A 20,077-nucleotide genomic window follows, 5' to 3' on the forward strand; every position below is an offset into this window, starting at 1 on the left:
GCGCAGCAGGGATGGCCGTTGCAGAAGAAAAGAACATCCTGGTCACCAGCGGCAGTGACCGTGCCACGCCGATCGCGGTCGTGCCGTTCGCCCTGCAGGGTGGCAGTGTGCTGCCCGAGGACATGGCCGATATCATTGGCAATGACCTGCGCAACTCCGGCTACTACGCGCCGATTCCGCGCCAGAACATGATCAGCCAGCCTAGCCAGGCCAGCGAAGTCATCTTCCGCGACTGGAAGGCCCTGGGCGCCCAGTACGTGATGGTAGGCAGCATCGTGCCAGCGGGCGGTCGCCTGCAGGTGCAATATGCGCTGTTCAACGTCGCCACCGAGCAGCAAGTGCTGACCGGCAGCGTCTCGGGCACTACCGACCAGCTGCGTGACATGTCGCACTACATTGCCGACCAGTCGTTCGAGAAGCTCACCGGCATCAAGGGTGCGTTCTCCACGCGCATGCTGTACGTCACCGCCGAACGCTTCTCCAAGGACAACACTCGTTACACGTTGCAGCGTTCGGACTACGACGGCGCCCGCGCCGTGACCCTGCTGCAGTCGCGCGAGCCGATCCTGTCGCCGCGCTTCGCGCCAGACGGCAAGCGCATTGCCTATGTGTCGTTCGAACAGCGTCGTCCGCGTATCTTCGTACAGCACATCGACACTGGCCGTCGTGAGCAGATCACCAACTTCGAAGGCCTCAACGGTGCACCAGCCTGGTCGCCCGATGGTTCGCGCCTGGCGTTCGTGCTGTCCAAGGACGGCAACCCTGACATCTATGTGATGAACATGGCTTCGCGCCAGATGTCGCGTGTCACGGCCGGCCCGGGTATCAACACCGAGCCGTTCTGGGGCAAGGATGGTTCGACCATCTATTTCACGTCGGATCGTGGCGGCAAGCCGCAGATCTACAAAACCAACGTTTCGGGTGGTGGTGCCGAGCGTGTAACTTTCGTGGGTAACTACAACGCCAACCCTAAACTGTCGGCGGATGAAAAGACCTTGGTAATGATTCATCGCCAGCAAGGTTTCACCAACTTCAAGGTGGCCGCGCAGGATTTGCAGCGAGGAAGTGTAAAAATCCTCTCTGAAACAAGTCTTGATGAGTCACCCACTGTTGCGCCCAACGGCACCATGCTAATCTACGCCACCCGCCAGCAGGGCCGGGGAGTCTTGATGCTCGTCTCTCTCAACGGACGCGTGAGGCTCCCGCTTCCTACCGCTCAAGGCGAAGTCAGAGAACCGTCCTGGTCCCCTTACCTGAACTGACGCGGCGCTTTACGTAACACTTAACACATTGGGGTTCATTAGGAGTTTCACGATGGAAATGCTGAAGTTTGGTAAGTTTGCTGCGCTGGCTCTGGCCATGGCTGTAGCTGTAGGTTGCTCCTCCAAGGGCGGCGACAACGCTGGTGAAGGCGCTGTTGATCCAAACGCTGGTTACGGCGCTAACACCGGTGCTGTTGACGGTTCCCTGAGCGAAGAAGCCGCTCTGCGCGCAATCACCACCTTCTACTTCGAATACGACAGCTCGGACCTGAAGCCAGAAGCCATGCGCGCTCTGGACGTTCACGCCAAAGACCTGAAAGGCAATGGCGCTCGCGTCGTCCTGGAAGGCAACACCGACGAGCGTGGTACTCGCGAATACAACATGGCCCTGGGCGAGCGTCGTGCTAAAGCCGTACAGCGCTACCTGGTACTGCAAGGCGTTTCCCCAGCCCAACTGGAACTGGTTTCCTACGGCGAAGAGCGTCCAGTTGCTACCGGTAACGACGAGCAATCCTGGGCTCAGAACCGTCGCGTCGAACTGCGTAAGTAATTCGATATGCGAACGTGCCGCCGTGCTGTAACCGTCCTGGCTCTCGCCCTGCCACTCGTGGCCTGGGCCGAGGTTCCTGTTGTTGATGACAACGCTGGCTATAACGGCGCAAGCAGTTATCCGCCAGCGGGTTATGGTACGAGCGGCGCCTACGCCGGGGGAGGGGTTTCGGCCCCTGCCTCGGCGCAGGGTCAGCTGTTCATGCAATTGCAGCAGATGCAGGATCAGATTTCGCGCCAGCAAGGTGTGATCGAAGAACTGCAAAACGATGTAGCCCGCCTGAAACAGGAAGGCCTGGAGCGTTACCAGGACCTGGATCGGCGTATCGGAGCCGGCGGTGCACCCGCTGCAACTCCCGAGAATTCCTCCACCGGTGGTGATGTAGCCGCCGGTGCCGCTGCAGGCGCGGCCACCGCCCCTGCGGCCAGTAGCGAACCTGGCGACCCGGCGAAAGAAAAGCTCTATTACGACGCTGCTTTCGACCTGATCAAGGCCAAGGATTTCGACAAGGCCAGCCAGGCATTCAATGCCTTCCTGCGCAAGTACCCCAACAGTCAGTACGCCGGCAATGCCCAATACTGGCTGGGTGAAGTGAACCTTGCCAAGGGCGACCTGCAGGGCGCCGGTCAGGCGTTTGCCAAGGTCAGCCAGCTGTATCCGAAGCACAGCAAGGTGCCGGACTCGCTGTACAAGCTGGCCGATGTCGAGCGCCGCCTGGGTCACACCGACCGGGTCAAGGGTATTCTGCAGCAGGTGGTCACCCAGTACCCGGGTACCTCCGCCGCACAGTTGGCCCAGCGCGACCTGCAGAAGCTCTGAACTGCCCGCCTGGAAGAAACCCGCGCTAGTCGCGGGTTTTTTCGTTAGAATCGATGCCCTTTTATTGACACACGCTGCTGCGAACTACGCGATGCCGGGTTCGCTGCAGTGCCTGACGGAGGCGGACAGCCTGTTTAGCTGTTACGCCCGTGGCGACTATGCAAGACACATTACGAATTACCGAAGTTTTTTACTCGTTGCAGGGTGAAACGCGTACCGCTGGGCTGCCCACGGTATTTGTACGTCTCACCGGCTGCCCTTTGCGTTGCCAGTATTGCGACAGTGCCTATGCCTTCAGTGGTGGCACCGTGCGCAGCCTCGACTCGATTCTCGAGCAGGTGGCTGGTTTTCGCCCGCGTTACGTGTGCGTCACTGGCGGTGAGCCATTGGCCCAACCCAACGCCATCCCCTTGCTCAAGCAATTGTGCGACGCCGGCTATGAGGTGTCGCTGGAAACCAGCGGAGCACTGGACATCTCGAAGGTCGACCAGCGCGTCAGCCGGGTGGTAGACCTCAAGACGCCAGGCTCCGAAGAGATGCACCGCAACCTCTACGAGAATATCGAGCTGCTGACCCCGAACGATCAGGTCAAGTTCGTCATCTGTTCCCGTGAAGACTATGACTGGGCGGTGTCCAAGCTGATCCAGTATGGTCTGGAGAAGCGTGCCGGGGAGGTGCTGTTTTCGCCGAGCCACCATCAGGTCAAGGCCAGCGACCTGGCCGACTGGATCGTGGCCGATAATTTGCCGGTTCGTTTTCAACTGCAGTTGCACAAGCAATTGTGGAACGACGAGCCGGGACGCTGATTGGGGAGTGATGTCATGACTGAGAAACGTGCGGTAATCCTGCTGTCTGGTGGCCTGGACTCGGCCACGGTGGTCGCGATGGCCAAGGCCGAAGGCTACAGCTGCTATACCATGAGTTTCGACTACGGCCAGCGTCATCGCGCCGAGCTGGACGCCGCTGCGCGAGTTGCCCGTGACCTGGGTGCAGTCGAGCACAAGGTGATCGGCCTGAGCCTGGATGGCATTGGTGGTTCGGCGCTGACCGACAGCAGCATCGATGTACCCGAGACGCCGGGTGAAGGCATTCCAGTGACCTACGTACCGGCACGCAATACCGTGTTCCTGTCGTTGGCGCTGGGCTGGGCCGAGGTGTTGCAGGCGCGGGATATCTTCATCGGCGTGAACGCGGTGGATTACTCGGGCTACCCGGATTGCCGTCCCGAGTTCGTCGAAGCATTCGAGCGCATGGCCAACCTGGCCACCAAGGCCGGTGTCGAGGGGCAGGGCTTTCGCATCCAGGCACCGTTGCAGAACCTGAGCAAGGCGCAGATCGTTCAGGCGGGCATGGCGCGTGGTGTCGACTATAGCCTCACTGTGTCGTGCTATCAGGCTGACGATCAAGGCCGTGCCTGTGGCAAGTGCGACAGCTGCCGCCTGCGTGCAGATGGCTTCCGGGCAGCCGGCGTGACCGACCCTACCCGATATTTTTGATTTTTTTTACGGTGGGGTGTTGATTTCCTTAAGGAAATCAGTATTATACGCCCCACGCAACGGGTCGTTAGCTCAGTTGGTAGAGCAGTTGGCTTTTAACCAATTGGTCGTAGGTTCGAATCCTACACGACCCACCATTTCGAAAAGCCCGCTTTCCATGAGAAAGCGGGTTTTTTTTCGTCTGTTGAATTTCCCTCCCTGTTCAGCAACTGAACCGTGATCTGCGGGTTGACCTGGAGATTGCGTTCGCGCCAGCTCGGCTGGGTGCGAGCTGGCGCGGGAGGGGGTCACCGGTCTACGGGTTGCCTGCCGAGAGTGTCTGCAGGCCCTGGCTTCGGGCCTGGTCGAGCAGTTCTTCAGTGTCTGCCCCGCCGGGCAGCGCGAGCACGATGTCCGGTCGGCTATCGGCCAGCATGAAGCGGTTGCGCAGGCGTTCGGCCTGTTTGCCGTGGTGCTGCCAGTTGGGTGGGTAGCGCACGATGTGGGCTGCGTTTTCCCGGGCCCAGTCCTCGATATGCGCACCGAGGAACTGACTGCCACCGTGGATGACCACCTGCACCGGGTGCAGGCGCTGGAAAGCTTCCAGAACCTGCCGGCACACCCGGCTGTCGGCGTAATGGCGGCCGGCGCAAATCAGTACGCGCATAGGCGTTCTCCCTGAGCCACGTTCTTCAGAACCACTGCTTGAAGCGGCGGATGTACAAGGTCTTCATGGTCTGGGCGACCACGCAGTAGCTAAGCAGTGTGCCCACCAGCCAAGGGAAGTATTCCCACGGCAGCGGAACCAGGCCGACCATGCTGCCCAGCGGCGAGAAGGGCACGTAGATTCCCAGCGCCATCACCAGCCCCGTCGCCAGCATTACCGGCAAGGCTGCAGTGCTCTGGATGAACGGGATCTTGCGGGTGCGCAGCATGTGCACCACCAGGGTCTGGGACAGCAGCCCTTCGATGAACCAGCCCGACTGGAACAGGCTGGCCATTTCCACGCTGTTGGCGGCGAACACGTACCACATCAGCGCGAAGGTGGTGATGTCGAAAATGGATGAGGTTGGCCCTATCCACAGCATGAACCGCCCGATGTTCCGGGCATCCCATTTGCGTGGCTTGGCCAGGTACTCCTTGTCCATCTTGTCCCATGGCAGCGCCAGCTGGGAGAAGTCGTACATCAGGTTCTGCAGCAACAGGTGAATCGCCAGCATCGGCAGGAAGGGGATGAAGGCACTGGCGACCAGCACCGAGAACACGTTGCCGAAGTTGGAGCTGGCGGTCATGTTCAGGTACTTCATGATGTTTCCGAAGGTCTCGCGACCCTTGATCACCCCTTCCTCCAGTACCATCAGGCTCTTTTCCAGCAGGATGATGTCTGCCGACTCCTTGGCAATGTCGGTGCCGCTGTCCACCGAGATGCCGACGTCGGCGTCGCGCAGGGCAGGGGCGTCGTTGATCCCGTCACCCAGAAAACCGACGGTGTGGCCGTTGGCTTGAAGGGCCTTGAGTACGCGGGACTTCTGCAGTGGCGTGAGCTTGGCGAACACCGTGCGCTCTTCCACCCGGCGCGCGAGCACCTCATCGTCCATGTGCTCGATGTCGCGGCCCAGCAGCGGCTCGCCTGCCTCCAGGCCCACTTCCCGGCAGATCTTGGCGGTAACGGTGGGGTTGTCGCCGGTGAGTACCTTGACCGTCACGCCGTTGTCGCGCAGTGCGGCGATGGCCGGGCCGGCGCTTTCCTTGGGCGGGTCGAGGAAGGTCAGCAAGCCTTCGATGATCAGCTCGCGCTCATCACTGGCGCTGTACTGGGTCTGCGTCTCGCCTGCGGCTATTTGGCGGGTACCCACCAGCAGCACGCGAAAGCCGTCGCGGTTATAGGCCTCGGCGAGTTTGAGCAGGGCCGAACGGCGCTCGGCATCCAGGCTTACGGCAGTGCCCTGCTGGCGGACCCGGCTGGCGGTCTCCAGCATCTCTTCCACGGCGCCCTTGCACACCAGCAGGTGACCACCACTGGCATCGGCCAGTATCACCGACAGGCGCCGACGTACGAAGTCGAAGGGCAGTTCATCGACCTTGCGCCAGGCTGCCGGAGGGGTGAACTGCGGATTGTCCTCGGCGAAACTGACCACGGCGCGGTCCATGAGGTTTTTCATGCCGCTCTGGTGGTGGCTGTTGAGCCAGGCCAGTTGCAGCACCTCGTCGCAGCGGTTGCCGCCGATATCGACATGGTGTTCGAGGATGATGCGGTCCTGGGTCAGGGTGCCGGTCTTGTCGGTGCACAGTACGTCCATGGCGCCGAAGTTCTGGATCGCGTTCAGGCGCTTGACCACTACCTTGCGCCTGGCCATGGCGGCCGCGCCCTTGGCCAGGTTGGCGCTGACGATCATCGGCAGCATTTCCGGGGTCAGGCCAACCGCTACCGCCAGGGCGAACATGAAGGCTTCGGCCCAGTCCCCCTTGGTGAAGCCGTTGATCAGCAGCACGATGGGCACCATCACCAGCATGAAGCGGATCAGCAGCCAGCTCACGCTGTTGACCCCGCGGTCGAAGGCGGTCTGCGCGCGGGAGCCGACGATGGAGCGGGCCAGTGAGCCGAAATAGGTACGAGCCCCGGTGGCGACCACCACGGCCGTGGCGGTCCCGCTGACCACGTTGGTGCCCATGAAGCAGATGTTGGGAAGGTCCAGCAGGTCCTGTTGGTCGGCGGCCTGGGCCTTGGCGGATTTTTCCTGCACCGCACCCAGGGTGTCGTACTTTTCCACTGGCAAGGCTTCGCCGGTCAGTACCGCCTGGCTGATGAACAGGTCGCGGGACTCGATCAGGCGAATGTCTGCGGGGATCATGTCGCCGGCAGACAGCTGGATGATGTCGCCCACCACCAGTTCGCGCATGGGTAGTTCTCGAACCCGCGCCTGGGCCCCTAGCTGCTCGCGCCGCAGCACGGCTGCGGTGGTGCGCACCATCGCCTTCAGGGCTTCGGCGGCCTTGGCCGATCGGTGTTCCTGCCAGAAACGCATCACGCCGCTCGCCAACACCATCACCAGCACGATGATCACGCCGGTCAGGTCGGTTTCTTCGCCGGCCTGCAGCGGCAGCCAGAAGTCGGTGAAGAAACTGATACCCGTCAAGGTCATCAGCACATAGATGAAGGGGTTGTTGAAAGCGTGCAGCAACTGCACCAGTGCATGGGGCGGACGGTCATGGGCGACTTCGTTGTGGCCGTCCCGTTGCAGGCGGCCCTGGGCTTCTTCTTCGGTGAGCCCGGCGGGGCTGGAGTTGACGTTGGCCAGGGTAACGGCCAGGCCGTTCTGGGCCTCGCGCGCGGCGCGCATCGACAGCTTGTTGCTGTCACGGGTGGGGTGGGTGTGGCGGGGTGTTGGGTTTTTTACAGTCATGGTCTGTGCTCCTGCCGCCTGCTCGCGGCACGACACACCGACAACTCAACTAATCATAGGCGAGTGAAAGTATGTCGAGTCGCGGGCAGGCGATCGATTCGAAGAGTGGAATCTTTAGCGGTGACGTTCGCTGCCTGTTGAATGAACGTGCACAGGCAGCGAACCGACTACTGGCCTCTTCCATAATGTGCTCCACAGATTTTTATTAATGCGAAGGCAATAAAGTGCCGGCGAATTTTCCAACTAGGAAATTCGTTTTTTAATAAGCGCAAAGTTGCCGTTTATTCAAGGGGAAGTACGCACCCCGAATGCATGCAAACCTGGATCAGGCGTGCTGCAGAAACAGGGCGGCGCCCCGACTCGGTGGGTCCTGACTGTCGTCCAGGCTCCAGCGCTGCTGGCGTTGGCCGCTTGTGGAGCAGACGCGCCAACGGGCCCGCAAGGCGCTGCTGGCAGGGGAGTCGCAGGGGAGGCTTGGCGCACGCACGGGCAGCCTGGGCGCGCGCAGAAGCCTGGCCCGCAGGGCTGAAGTGAAGGCGCGTACGCCCGGTATTGCAGAAGAAGTGAAGTACATAACGTGTGCCTCGCGACCGGACGAACCGGGGAGGCAAGCCACGTTGGAGCATCAAGCCCTAGCGCAGCTTACCCGACCGCGGAGTCGAGTCCCGTCATTTTCAGGGTTAAGTGCCTGGCGTTGCGCAGCGGCAATGACCAGACAGCGTCTAGATACTATGTCCATTGGCTTCTTTGGTGAGTTGAAAAAAGGCCGGATTTCCGGCCCGCGCAATTTACTCAGGAGGGGGAGCGAAGTCAACAGCAATCAGGCGTGAAAATTGAAACGTTAATAAAATTTCACACAAAGCAGTCAGCGGCAGAGGAGAGTCTGCCTGTGCCAAGAAATAATGCGAAGTGGGCAGAGTTTCACCGGTGGAAGGGTACTGTTTTTTGAAACAGCAATTAATGTCTGTTTTGCTATAGCGATTCTGTATATGGCATTTTTTTATAATTGCTATGGTACTTGGCATGGATTCAAAACCAGCCAGGGAGTGGGGCTATGTCTAAAACTATTGTCGTCGTGGGGGGAGGTGTAGGCGGCACGATGCTCGCCAATCAATTGGTCAGACAACTTTACCCGGAAATACTCAAACACCAGGTCACGGTCAAGCTGCTGTCGAATTCGCCGGATCATTATTACAAACCTGCCTTCATGTACGTTGCCTTCAACAGCTATTTCCAGGAAGACCTGAAACGGCCCGAGCGTTCGCTGTTGCGACCTGAAATCGACTTCCAGGTGGAGGAGGTGACCCGCTTCGACTTCACCGGGCAAACCCTGCACACCCGCTCTGGAAGGCGCGTGGGCTATGACTTTCTGGTGATCGCGACGGGCTGCGTACCCGCTCCCGAGCGCATCGAGGGGCTGCAGGAGGCGGGGGATCATTTCTATCAGTACAAGGCGGCGCGACAATTGGCGCGACGTCTGATGACGATTGAAAAAGGGCGCATCTTCATATCCGTTTCTTTCCCACAGACGCCCAATGTTCCGCATCAGTGCGGTATTGCGCCGGTGGAAACTACCTTGATGCTGGATGACTTGCTGCGCCGTCGCGGTGTTCGCAATAACATTGAAATTGTTTATACCTATCCGACCACTGCGCAATTGCTCAGAAACTGTCTGTTCATGCAGCGGCCAACCGGAGAACTGTTGCCCACCCTTTTTGAACAGAAGAACATCAGGTTTCAGCGTGGCTTCACCCTGGACCGCGTGGACCCGGATCAACGTATTGCCTATTCGGCCGAAGGCCAGGCGCAGCCGTTCGACATCCTGATGGCGACCCCACCCATTCGTGCAGTGGACGCGGTGATACAGAGCGGTGCGTCCCAGGCCCCCAACAACGAGGGCTGGTTGCCGACCAACCACGAGACCCTGCAGGTCTACGGCCTGGAGAACGTCTACGTGATCGGCGACACCATGGACCTGCCCATCAGCAAGGCGGGCGGTGCCTGCCATAACCAGGCACCGGTGGTGGCCAACAACATCGCCGGCGAGATCCGCCTGGGCACCCCCTGCGCCGTCTACGACGGGAAGGTCCAGGCCGTTGCGCAGATGGGCCTCAACGCCGGCATGCCACTGACCTACAACTATCAGCAGGATGTGGTGCCCACCCCGCCGACCAAGCTGGGCGGCCTGTTGCGCAATGGATTCAACCGGGGCCTCTACTGGGCGGTTGCCCGTGGAATGATCTGAGTCGAACGGTGCAGGAGTACGTCGATATGGAAACCTTCGAACCTACCGTGGAACACCTTGCTCACCCGGGCGTTGACGCCCTGATGAAAAAACTCGAACCGCTGCTGGTCAGTGGTCGCATGGACAACATCATCGACTTGCTGTCGCTGGGGTCCGACCTGGTCGACCTGCTCGACACCGCGATGGTGGACAAGCTGGCCCATGGGTTCGAGGACGTGACAGCCTTGACCTGGACCGTGGGCAACGCGCTGCGCATGGCGCAGGCGCAGAGCAGCGATACCCAGCCACCAAGCCTGCTGGGCCTGGTGCAACTGCTGCGCGAGCCGCAAACGCGACGTGGTATCGCGCTGATGTTGAGGGTGTTGAACAATCTTGGACGGCAATATTGATCGCATGGAGCGAGAGGAACGTGGCAATGCTTGTAAAACAGCAACAGGGTCTGCGCGGGAGTACGACCTGGGACCCGCAAGGCTATCAACAGTTTTCGCGTTTGAGGGAGCGTCCGGTGATCGAGTTGCTCGATCACCTGCCCTTGCAGGCACCAGCGTCCATCTATGATCTGGGCTGTGGTACCGGAATCGCCACCCGGCTGCTGGCCGAACGCTGGCCAGAGGCACAGTTGTTCGGCGTAGACAGCTCGGCAGAAATGCTCGCCGAGGCCCGAGCCCTGCCGGTCAATGCCCAATGGCTGAACAGCGACATAGGTCAGTGGGAGCCCAAGCAGCCGGCAAGCCTGCTGTTCGCCGCTGCCGTGCTGCATTTCATGGAGGACCACGAAAACCTGCTGCCGCGGCTGCTCGGCAATCTGCACGCCGGCGGCTACCTGGCGCTGCACATGCCCAACTGGCGGGATGCACCCTGGTACCACCTGATGCTCAGGGCCCTGAGCGAATGCGGGCCTGCGGGCCGGGTGATCGGCACGCTGGAGCTGCGCAAGTTCATGTCGGCGCGCAATGTCCTGTCCCTGGACTGCTACTACCGGTTGCTGGCGCCGCTTACCAGCAAGCTGGATATCTGGGAAACCGAGCATCTGCAGGTGGTCGAAGGCCAGTCGCCGGTGTTCGACTGGGTCAAGGTTTCGGCACTGCGCCCGGTGCTCAGCTCCCTGGATGACGAGGACCGTGAGGCCTTTCTGCGCAAGTACCTCAGGCTTCTGGAAGCGCACTACCCGCGTGAGGACGACGGGCGCACGCTGTTCCCGTTCAAGCGCACCTTCATCGTGGCCTCGGTCTGAGATTGCCCTTGGGCGGTCACTCTCGACAGCCCTGCAAGCCGCGACTGGTCTCTCCCTGAGAATGAGGGGGGCAGCGCGTGCAGGGCTTCTGGAGGGGGGGCGTTTTCGTTTTCTGTTCGCTTATTTTTGTTTGGGTTCGGGTCTGGCGACTGTCGGAGTGTCGGGCAGGAATGGTATGTTCTCCTCCAGAATGAAGATGAAGAAACTGGAATGATCATGCCTAGAGCCTCCCACCAAGATTTGCGCCGTGCCTTTCGTAAACTACTGGCCTCCCCGGTCTGCTATCACACGGCTTCCGTGTTCGACCCGATGTCTGCGCGAATCGCCGCCGACCTCGGCTTCGAAGTCGGCATCCTGGGCGGCTCGGTGGCTTCGTTACAGGTGCTGGCGGCTCCGGACTTTGCCCTGATCACCTTGAGTGAATTTGCCGAGCAGGCCACGCGCATCGGGCGTGTCGCACAGCTGCCGGTGATCGCCGACGCCGACCACGGCTACGGCAACGCGCTGAACGTGATGCGCACCGTCACCGAGCTCGAGCGCGCCGGCGTGGCTGCGCTGACCATCGAAGACACCCTGCTGCCTGCCCAGTTCGGGCGCAAGTCCACCGACCTGATCAGCATCGACGAAGGCGTGGGCAAGATCCGCGCTGCCCTGGAGGCTCGCGTCGACCAGGAGCTGTCGATCATCGCGCGCACCAATGCCGCGCTGATCCCGGTCGAAGAAGTCATTGCCCGCGTGGTCGCGTACCAGAATGCTGGCGCCGACGGCGTGTGCATGGTCGGCATTCGCGATTTCGATCACCTCGAAGAGATTGCCCGCCACGTCAGCGTGCCGCTGATGCTGGTGACCTACGGCAACCCGCAGCTGCACGACGACACGCGTCTGGCCGAGCTGGGCGTGCGTATCGCCGTGGATGGCCATGGCGCCTACTTCGCCGCGATCAAGGCCACCTACGACTGCCTGCGCGAGCAGCGCCGCATCACCAGCAGCGCCTCGGACCTCAGTGCCACCGAACTCACCCATACCTACACCGTGCCCGGCGACTACATCGTCTGGGCGCGGGAGTTCATGGACGTCAACGAGTAACATCGCTTCACCTCAATATGGATAGCAAACGGATCAATTCATGAAGAAAACACTGGGAGTGGTGTGCGGGCTTGCCGTCGCCGTAGCGGCCGTATGCACGGCCGGGGCGTGGTATACGGGCAAGCAGTTGCCTGGCGTGCTGGAGCACGCTACCGCACAGTCCAATCTGCAGATGCAAAAGTCGTTCAAGGGCCTGGGTGCCACGGCGCGGCTTGAGCTGGTATCGCTGGAGCAACACCTGTTCAGCAGTGTCGCGCGTTACAGGTTCACCGTGCAGAACCTGGAGCTGGGCGATGAGCCGAGCAACCTGGAACTGACCCTGGTCGATCGCATCGAGCACGGGCCGTTTCCCTGGCAGCGGGTCAAGGCATTCAAGCTGATGCCGGTGATGGCGGCATCCAGCACCTCGATCGAGAAGGATGCCACCACAGCCGAGTGGTATGCGGCCAGCGGTGATGTCTCGCCGGTGCAGGGCGAGTTCAGCCTGGGCTATGACCAGTCGTATGACGGCACGTTGAGGCTGATGCCCCTGGACATCGCCAAGGACGGTTCGTCGGTGAAGTTCTCCGGCTTCGACCTGGGCATGAGCGGCGACTTCGAAGGCAAGCGCCTCAAGCTCGACGGCAGCATGGGCACCTTGCAGGTGTCGATGGTCGATAGCGAGACGCCGCCGCTCAAGTTCGACCTCAAGGGCCTGAAACTGGTTGCAGACCTCACCCTGACGCCCTACGACTTCTATGAAGGCCAGGCCGACGTGACCCTGGACGACAGCGCCTTCACCTTTGGCGATCGCCAGGTACCGCTGAGCGTCAAGGGTGTGGAGCAACGCAACACCTACAAGGTCACCGGCGACAAGGTCGATGCCAGGGCCGCCTACAAGGTCGACGCCATCACCTATGACGGCAAGGCCGTGGGCGGCGGGCAACTGGTGGTGGCGGTCAACCGCTTCGATATCCCTGCGCTGCAGGCGATCATGGCGATCTATGAGAAGCACATGCCCCAGTTGCAGGAGACGGCCGCTGCCGGCCAACCGCCCGAGCTGGAGCTGAATGCCGAAGAGCAGGCGCTGATGCAGGTGCAGATGATGCAGTTGCTGGCGGGCAAGCCTCAGGTGGCCGTGGAGGACCTTTCCTTCAAGACCGCCAACGGTGAAAGTCGCTTCAACCTCACCCTGGACTTGGCCAAGCCGACGTCGGCCGACCTGCCTTCCGATCAGCTGGTGCGCCAGATGATCGAGAAACTGCAGAGCAGCTTGTCGCTGTCCAAGCCGATGATCGGTGACCTGGCAGCCTTGCAGGCCAGCCTGGAAGGGCAGGACGAGGCGCAGGTCAAGCAGGCCGCAATGGCCGGCGAGATGGTCGGGCAGATGGCCTTGTATTCCAAGCTGGCCACGCTCAAGGGCAATGACATCATTGCCAACCTGCACTATGCCGATGGCCAGGTGGCCTTCAACGGGCAGAAGATGACCGTTGAAGAGTTCGCCGCGCTGGTGATGTCCAGCCTCGGCGGCCTGCAACCGGCAGGCAACTGACCGCTGGGCTGGCGGGCTTGCCCCGCCAGCCTAGTTTGGCAAAAAACCCTTTAGAATTCATTCGATTAACTGTAGCCTTCGGCAACCCATAAAACCCGAGGCCGCAGAGGGTCTTTGGTTCTGTCGTACAGGCTGAACCGTTATCCGATTTGCCAGGGCTCGGTGATACACTCGACTTACGCGCACTAGCGCCTGCAGGTCTTGCGAACATGACCCAGATTTCCGAACGCCTTCTGGTCCAGGCCCACCTCGACGCCAAGCAGCCCAAGCCGCTGACGCCCGAGCAAGAGGCTGACTACCGTGCCGCCATCGCCGCCGAGCTCAAGGCTCAGGACGCCGTGCTGGTGGCCCACTTCTACTGTGATCCGGTGATCCAGGCCCTGGCCGAGGAGACCGGCGGTTGCGTGTCCGACTCGCTGGAGATGGCCCGTTTCGGCAACCAGCATCCGGCCAAGACCGTGGTGGTGGCCGGTGTACGCTTCATGGGTGAGACGGCGAAGATCCTCAACCCCGAAAAGCGCGTGCTGATGCCGACCCTGGAGGCTACCTGCTCGCTCGACCTGGGTTGCCCGGTGGAGGACTTTTCGGCGTTCTGCGACAAGCACCCCGAGCGCACCGTTGTGGTGTATGCCAACACGTCGGCGGCGGTCAAGGCGCGGGCCGACTGGGTGGTGACCTCCAGCTGTGCGCTGGAGATCGTCGAAAGCCTGATGGACAACGGCGAGACCATCATCTGGGGGCCTGACCAGCACCTGGGCCGTTACATCCAGAAGAACACCGGCGCCGACATGCTGCTGTGGGACGGTGCCTGCATCGTTCACGAGGAGTTCAAGTCGCGTCAGTTGCTGGACATGAAGGCGCTGTACCCGGACGCGGCGATCCTGGTACACCCCGAGTCGCCAGAGGCGGTGATCGACCTGGCCGATGCGGTGGGTTCCACCAGCCAGCTGATTGCGGCTGCGCAGCGCATGCCGAACAAGACCTTCATCGTGGCCACCGACCGCGGCATTTTCTACAAGATGCAGCAGCTGTGCCCGGACAAGGTCTTCGTCGAGGCGCCCACTGCCGGCAACGGCGCGGCGTGCCGCAGTTGCGCGCACTGCCCGTGGATGGCGATGAACACGCTTGAGCGCACCTTGCAGTGCCTGCGCGAGGGCAGCAACGAGATCTTCGTCGAGCCGGCGCTTATCCCGCAGGCACTCAAGCCACTCAAGCGCATGCTGGACTTCACCCAGGCGGCGCGGCTCAAGCTCTCCGGCAACGCCTGAAAGCAGCGTCGCGGGTCGAGCCCGCTCCCACAAGGGGGCGGGGCTGACCCGCGATATGGTGTGCGCGCTACCTTGATGCGTGTCAGCGCATCATGTCCTTGACCATCCGCTGCTGTTCCATCAGCTCGCGCTGACGGGCATCGATCTTCGACGACAGCACAAAGTTGTTGCCCGCCCGCTGCTTGGCGTAGTCGAGTTGCTGCAAGGCCTGGTCGAAGTCGCCCACCAGGGCAAAGTACTCGGCGCGAGCCTGGTGCAGGCCGATTGTGTTGCCCGACAGGCCGCGAACCTCCGCCACCTCATACCAGACATCCGGGTCTTGCGGCCGATTCTTGAGCAGCGCATCCAGCGCCTTCTCTGCCTCGGCCGGGCGGTTCTGCTTGAGCAGCAGGTCGATGCGTGACTGCTGCAGCGGGTAGTTGCCCGGGTACAGGGATCGCATCTTCTCCACCCGTTGCTGGGCATCGGCCAGGCGGTTGTTGGTGACGTCCAGGTCGATCTGCGCAAGGTTGTAGGTGATGTCGTTGGGTGCCTTGGCGAGCAAGGGCTTGAGGCTCTCGCGGGCCTCGTTGAGCTGGCCGCCCTTGATCTGCGCCAGTGCCAGGCCGTAACGCGCCGCATCCAGGTTGGGGTTTTCGTCCAGCAGGGCGCGGAAGCGCTTGGCACCCAGGCCCGGCGTGCCTTCGTAGGTCAGTTGCAGGCGTGCACGAATCAACTGGTAGCGCAGGCTGTCGTCCACACCGCCCTTGGGGGCCTGTTCGGCACGGTTGCGGGTGTCGGCGACCCGCGACTCGGTAACCGGGTGAGTCAGCAGAAATTCCGGTGGCTTGGCGCTGTACTGGTACTGGCGCATCAGCCGTTCGAACATGGTCGGCATGTTGCGCGGATCGTAGCCGGCCTTTTCCAGGTTGAGGATGCCGATGCGGTCGGCTTCCTGTTCGTTCTGGCGCGAGAAGCGCCGTTGTTCCTGGATGGCGGCGGCCTGGGTGCCGGCAATCGCGGCGATGCCGGCATCGCCAGCCCCGGCAGCGGCGGCAATGATGCCCACCAGCAGGGCGCCCATCATCGGCAGTTGCATGCGTTGCTGGGCTTCCACGCCGCGGGCGAAGTGGCGTTGCGACAAGTGCGCCAGTTCGTGGGCCAGCACCGAGGCGTACTCGCCCTCGGTCTGGGCGTTCAGGAACAGGCCGCCGTTGACCCCCACGATCCCGCCAGGGGCGGCGAAGGCGTTGAGTTCCTTGCTGTCGATCAGGATGAACTCCAGGCGCCGGTCCTGCAGCTGGCTGGTTTCGGCAAGGCGGTAGACGCTGGTTTCGACGTAGTCCTTGAGCTGGGGGTCGGACAGCTGGCGCACGTTGCCGCGCAGCAGGCTCAACCAGGCGCGGCCCAGTTGATGTTCCTGTTGCGGGGAAACGATGGCCGAGCTGGCGTCGCCGAGTGACGGCAGGTCGTCGGCATGGCTCGGTAGAGCCAGCAGGCAAGCCAGCGTCAGCAGGGTAGGGCGCAGAAAATTCATGCACGAAGCTCGGGTCGACAAAGAACCTTACTGTAGCCGGCTCACACGTTGACGACCAGTGGCGGTATCCTACGAGGTCTGTGCATGCCGCTACCTGCCGTGGGCATGCACCTGCCTGGAGAAGCCCGATGACCGATGCCGTACCCTGCGACGCCGAACTGGATGCCAGCGGCCTGAATTGCCCCTTGCCGTTGCTCAAGGCCAAGATGGAGCTCAACCGCCTGGGCAGTGGTGCAGTACTCAAGGTGGTGGCCACCGATGCCGGCTCGCAGCGCGACTTCCGCACTTTTGCCCGCCTGGCCGGTCATACGCTGCTGCATGAGCAGGCCGACGCCGGGGTCTACACCTACTGGCTCAAGAAAGCCTGAACCCTTCTTTTTAAGGATCACCGATGTTCAAAGTGCTTCGTGGCTGGCTGCACCGCTATTTCTCGGATGAAGAAGCGGTGGTGCTGGCGGTCCTGCTGTTTCTGGGGTTCACCGCGATACTGACCCTGGGCGGCATGCTGGCGCCGGTGCTGGCGGGCATGGTGCTGGCGTTCCTGATGCAGGGCCTGGTCAATGCGCTGGAGCGCCTGCGGGTGCCCAGCAAGGTGGCGGTGGGGCTGGTGTTCCTGCTGTTCCTGAGCGCGCTGGCGGTGTTCCTGCTGGTGCTGGTGCCGTTGCTCTGGCACCAGTTGATCACCCTGTTCAACGAACTGCCGGGCATGCTTGGCAAGTGGCAGTCGCTGCTGTTGCTGCTGCCGGAGCGCTACCCGCATCTGGTCTCGGATGAGCAGGTGCTGCAGGCCATCGAGGCGATGCGCGGCGAGATCGGCAAGTTCGGTCAATGGGCGCTGACCTTCTCGCTGTCGAGCCTGCCGTTGCTGGTCAACATCATGATCTACCTGGTGCTGGTGCCGATCCTGGTGTTCTTCTTTCTCAAGGACCGCGAGCAGATCGCGCGCTGGGTCAGCGGCTACCTGCCGCGCGAGCGGGCCCTGATGACCCGCGTGGCCGAGGAGATGAACCGCCAGATCGCCAACTACATTCGCGGCAAGGGCATCGAGATCCTGATCTGCGGCGTGGCCACCTACATCGCGTTCATCGCACTGGGCCTGAACTATGCGGCGCTGCTTGCGCTGCTGGTGGGGTTGTCGGTGGTGGTGCCGTATGTGGGGGCGGTGGTGGTAACCGTACCGGTGACCCTGATTGCCCTGTTCCAGTGGGGCTGGGGCGACCAGTTCATCTACCTGATGGCGGTGTACGCGATCATCCAGGCGCTGGACGGCAACGTGCTGGTGCCGCTGCTGTTCTCCGAAGCGGTCAGCCTGCACCCGGTGGCGATCATCTGTGCAGTACTGCTGTTTGGCGGATTGTGGGGCTTCTGGGGGATCTTCTTCGCGATCCCGCTGGCTACGCTGTTCAAGGCGGTGCTCGACGCCTGGCCGCGGCGTGAGCCGGTGGTGGCGCCACTGCTCTAGCCGCGGCGCACGCTTCGCCGGCGAAGCGCTTCAGCCCTTGTTCAATGCTTGCGCCTGCGCCAGCACCGCTTCCACATGCCCGGGCACCTTCACGCCGCGCCATTCCTTGCGCAGCACACCCTCGTTGTCGATCAGGAAGGTGCTGCGGTCCACCCCCATGTATTCCTTGCCGTACAGCTTCTTGAGCTTAATCACGTCGAACAGCTGGCACAGGGCTTCGTCCTTGTCGCTGATCAGCTCGAACGGGAAGCCCTGCTTGGCCTTGAAGTTCTCGTGGGACTTGAGCCCGTCACGCGATACGCCGAACACCTCGGTGTTGGCCGCCTGGAACGCCGCGTACTGGTCGCGAAAGCCCTGGCCTTCGGTGGTGCAGCCCGGGGTGCTGTCCTTGGGGTAGAAGTAGATCACCACTTGGCGACCCTTCAGGCCGCTCAGGCTGACGGTCTTGGCGCCGGTGGCTTGCGCCTCGAAATCGGCGACGGGTTGGTCGAGTGCTACGGCCATTGCGGGTTTCCTTACATGGGGTTCTGTGGGCGCCACGGTTCGATCAGCGCATCCAGGTTCAGGGCGTCGGAGAAGTCCAGGAACTGGTCACGCAGCCAGCTGATCTGGGTGCCGGCCGGCAGGGTCACGGTGAACGTGGCGTTGAGCATGGTGCCGCCGGTCTGTGGTGCCTGATAGGTGTCGCAGGTCAGGTTCTCCAGCTCGACGTTGTGGTCGATGAAGAACTGGCACAGCTCGTTGATGATATCGGGGCGGTACGCGGCACTGACATAGGCGACGTAGGGCAGCGACAGCGGGCGCACTTCGAGTTCGGCGCTACGCACCACATTCACGGTGAAGGTGTGCTTCTTGGCCAGGGTCGGCAGCGCCGCTTCGAAACGCGCCAGGGCGTCCCAGCTACCGGTGACCTGCAGCACCAGTGCGCTGCACTCGCCGTGGCGGGTCAGGCGCGAGGTGACGACCGAGCAGCGATTGTCGTTGCTGGCCCGGCACAGAATGTTGGTCAGTTCCATGGGGTTGGCGCCCAGGGCACTGATGACAAGGAATTGTTCGCGAACGGTGGGGGTGGACATGCAGCATTCCTAAAGCGATGAGCGGTCGGTACGTGACGGGGCAAATAGGCTTGTCGGCGTGGTTCCGTGGCTCAGGATCGAGGGCTCGGGCACTGTCGGGGCGCGTTGTCGGCAGCCCGGCGGGCCGCTGTGTACCGATCAAAGAGAGAAGGGTAGCGAAAATGGTCGCCGAGGGGAATGCTCCTGCCGCCTGCTTCGCTTGTGCAAGCCCTGTGGCGCCAGTACCATTACCGCTCTCTTTTTCCGGCAGGAGCAGCTTCATGATTGCGGGCAGTATGGTGGCATTGGTCACACCCATGGATGCACAAGGGCGTCTTGACTGGGACAGCCTCAGCAAACTCGTGGACTTCCACCTGGAAAACGGCACCCACGCCATCGTTGCGGTCGGTACCACCGGCGAATCGGCGACCCTGGATGTCAATGAGCACATCGAAGTCATCAAGGCCGTGGTCAAGCAGGTCAACGGTCGTATTCCGGTGATTGCCGGTACGGGTGCCAACTCCACCAGCGAAGCGGTGCACCTGACCCGCAATGCCAAGGACGCCGGTGCCGACGCCTGCCTGCTGGTGGTGCCTTACTACAACAAGCCGACCCAGGAAGGCCTGTACCAGCACTTCAAGCACATTGCCGAAGCCGTCGACATCCCGCAGATCCTCTACAACGTGCCCGGCCGTACCGCCTGTGACATGCAGGCCGAGACCGTGATCCGTCTCTCGAGCGTGCCGAACATCATCGGCATCAAGGAAGCCACCGGCGACCTCAAGCGTGCCAAGGCGATCGTGGATGGCGTGAGCAAGGATTTCATCGTGCTGTCCGGCGATGATCCGACCGCCGTCGAACTGATCCTGCTGGGCGGTAAAGGCAACATCTCGGTGACCGCCAACGTCGCCCCGCGCGAAATGGCCGACCTGTGCAACGCCGCACTCGAAGGCAAGGCCGACGAGGCCCGCGCCATCAACGAAAAACTGATGCCCCTGCACAAGGACCTGTTCGTCGAAGCCAACCCGATTCCGGTGAAGTGGGCTTTGGTCGAAATGGGCCTGATGCACAAGGGCATCCGCCTGCCGCTGACCTGGCTGAGCGAATCCTGTCACGATACGGTACGCCAGGCCATGCGCCAGTGCGGCCTGAAGTTTTAATTGAGGACGT

19 protein-coding genes and 1 tRNA gene are annotated in these 20,077 nt (G+C 61.8%); 15 read left to right on the forward strand and 5 right to left on the reverse strand.

Features of this window, described 5'->3' with window-relative positions:
* Window positions 1-11 precede the first annotated feature (11 nt).
* The 6 genes from tolB to B4I46_RS13815 all read left to right on the forward strand — a co-directional run bounded on the left by tolB (window position 12) and on the right by B4I46_RS13815 (window position 4,264).
* Window positions 12-1,262 (forward strand): Tol-Pal system beta propeller repeat protein TolB, encoded by a 1,251-nt coding sequence (gene tolB, locus B4I46_RS13790; RefSeq protein ID WP_213085823.1) that lies wholly within the window; start codon window positions 12-14, stop codon window positions 1,260-1,262.
* A gap of 52 nt (window positions 1,263-1,314) precedes the next feature.
* Complete coding sequence (pal, locus tag B4I46_RS13795; protein ID WP_042121796.1) at window positions 1,315-1,812, forward strand: peptidoglycan-associated lipoprotein Pal; 498 nt, start codon at window positions 1,315-1,317, stop codon at window positions 1,810-1,812.
* Between the two features lie 6 nt (window positions 1,813-1,818).
* On the forward strand, window positions 1,819-2,631 hold the full coding sequence (gene ybgF / locus B4I46_RS13800; protein ID WP_054914972.1) for a tol-pal system protein YbgF: 813 nt from the start codon (window positions 1,819-1,821) through the stop codon (window positions 2,629-2,631).
* Between the two features lie 158 nt (window positions 2,632-2,789).
* The gene (queE, locus tag B4I46_RS13805; protein WP_043864236.1) at window positions 2,790-3,437 is read left to right on the forward strand and encodes a 7-carboxy-7-deazaguanine synthase QueE; all 648 of its coding nucleotides are present in this window, start codon (window positions 2,790-2,792) and stop codon (window positions 3,435-3,437) included.
* Between the two features lie 15 nt (window positions 3,438-3,452).
* Window positions 3,453-4,127: a 7-cyano-7-deazaguanine synthase QueC gene (gene queC / locus B4I46_RS13810; protein WP_058541509.1), complete on the forward strand. Its 675-nt coding sequence runs from the start codon at window positions 3,453-3,455 to the stop codon at window positions 4,125-4,127.
* 61 nt (window positions 4,128-4,188) lie between these two features.
* Window positions 4,189-4,264, forward strand: a tRNA-Lys gene (locus B4I46_RS13815).
* A gap of 158 nt (window positions 4,265-4,422) precedes the next feature.
* On the opposite strand, the gene B4I46_RS13820 is transcribed toward B4I46_RS13815, so the two are convergent.
* Window positions 4,423-4,773: a DUF2493 domain-containing protein gene (locus B4I46_RS13820; RefSeq protein ID WP_078480038.1), complete on the reverse strand. Its 351-nt coding sequence runs from the start codon at window positions 4,771-4,773 to the stop codon at window positions 4,423-4,425.
* Window positions 4,774-4,798: 25 nt separating this feature from the next.
* The gene (gene mgtA, locus B4I46_RS13825) at window positions 4,799-7,510 is read right to left on the reverse strand and encodes a magnesium-translocating P-type ATPase (RefSeq protein WP_043864233.1); all 2,712 of its coding nucleotides are present in this window, start codon (window positions 7,508-7,510) and stop codon (window positions 4,799-4,801) included.
* 1,054 nt (window positions 7,511-8,564) lie between these two features.
* Between mgtA and B4I46_RS13830 the strand changes: the two genes are divergently transcribed.
* The 6 genes from B4I46_RS13830 (at window position 8,565) to nadA (ending at window position 14,874) form a co-directional block, all read left to right on the forward strand.
* Window positions 8,565-9,755 (forward strand): NAD(P)/FAD-dependent oxidoreductase, encoded by a 1,191-nt coding sequence (locus tag B4I46_RS13830; protein WP_286900646.1) that lies wholly within the window; start codon window positions 8,565-8,567, stop codon window positions 9,753-9,755.
* Between the two features lie 26 nt (window positions 9,756-9,781).
* Complete coding sequence (locus tag B4I46_RS13835) at window positions 9,782-10,144, forward strand: DUF1641 domain-containing protein (protein WP_058541513.1); 363 nt, start codon at window positions 9,782-9,784, stop codon at window positions 10,142-10,144.
* A 26-nt stretch (window positions 10,145-10,170) separates the two neighbouring features.
* Window positions 10,171-10,989: a methyltransferase domain-containing protein gene (locus B4I46_RS13840; RefSeq protein ID WP_043864230.1), complete on the forward strand. Its 819-nt coding sequence runs from the start codon at window positions 10,171-10,173 to the stop codon at window positions 10,987-10,989.
* A 216-nt stretch (window positions 10,990-11,205) separates the two neighbouring features.
* Entirely contained in the window at window positions 11,206-12,075 is an 870-nt protein-coding gene (locus B4I46_RS13845) for an isocitrate lyase/PEP mutase family protein (protein WP_043864299.1), read from the forward strand.
* A 40-nt stretch (window positions 12,076-12,115) separates the two neighbouring features.
* Window positions 12,116-13,606: a YdgA family protein gene (locus tag B4I46_RS13850; RefSeq protein ID WP_286900647.1), complete on the forward strand. Its 1,491-nt coding sequence runs from the start codon at window positions 12,116-12,118 to the stop codon at window positions 13,604-13,606.
* 209 nt (window positions 13,607-13,815) lie between these two features.
* The gene (nadA, locus tag B4I46_RS13855; protein WP_043864228.1) at window positions 13,816-14,874 is read left to right on the forward strand and encodes a quinolinate synthase NadA; all 1,059 of its coding nucleotides are present in this window, start codon (window positions 13,816-13,818) and stop codon (window positions 14,872-14,874) included.
* An 82-nt stretch (window positions 14,875-14,956) separates the two neighbouring features.
* Here nadA and B4I46_RS13860 read toward each other — a convergent pair whose 3' ends face one another.
* Window positions 14,957-16,390: a M48 family metalloprotease gene (locus B4I46_RS13860; protein WP_196932125.1), complete on the reverse strand. Its 1,434-nt coding sequence runs from the start codon at window positions 16,388-16,390 to the stop codon at window positions 14,957-14,959.
* Between the two features lie 128 nt (window positions 16,391-16,518).
* Here B4I46_RS13860 and B4I46_RS13865 point away from each other — a divergent pair, with 128 nt between their 5' ends.
* Together B4I46_RS13865 and B4I46_RS13870 are read left to right on the forward strand one after the other, a co-directional pair.
* Window positions 16,519-16,758, forward strand: a complete 240-nt coding sequence (locus tag B4I46_RS13865) for a sulfurtransferase TusA family protein (protein WP_043864226.1) — start codon at window positions 16,519-16,521, stop codon at window positions 16,756-16,758.
* A gap of 23 nt (window positions 16,759-16,781) precedes the next feature.
* A complete protein-coding gene (locus B4I46_RS13870) occupies window positions 16,782-17,852 on the forward strand; it encodes an AI-2E family transporter (RefSeq protein ID WP_043864225.1) in 1,071 nt (356 codons plus the stop codon).
* 30 nt (window positions 17,853-17,882) lie between these two features.
* Here B4I46_RS13870 and B4I46_RS13875 read toward each other — a convergent pair whose 3' ends face one another.
* Window positions 17,883-18,356, reverse strand: a complete 474-nt coding sequence (locus B4I46_RS13875; protein ID WP_286900651.1) for a peroxiredoxin — start codon at window positions 18,354-18,356, stop codon at window positions 17,883-17,885.
* Between the two features lie 11 nt (window positions 18,357-18,367).
* Entirely contained in the window at window positions 18,368-18,928 is a 561-nt protein-coding gene (locus tag B4I46_RS13880; protein ID WP_043864223.1) for a glycine cleavage system protein R, read from the reverse strand.
* A 260-nt stretch (window positions 18,929-19,188) separates the two neighbouring features.
* On the opposite strand from B4I46_RS13880, the gene dapA reads away from it, so the two are divergent.
* Window positions 19,189-20,067, forward strand: coding sequence for a 4-hydroxy-tetrahydrodipicolinate synthase (gene dapA, locus B4I46_RS13885; protein WP_286900653.1), 879 nt, complete (start codon window positions 19,189-19,191; stop codon window positions 20,065-20,067).
* Window positions 20,068-20,077: the final 10 nt, after the last annotated feature.

Source organism: Pseudomonas sp. UBA7500 (genome assembly GCF_002478435.1).
GTDB lineage: Bacteria > Pseudomonadota > Gammaproteobacteria > Pseudomonadales > Pseudomonadaceae > Aquipseudomonas > Aquipseudomonas palmensis.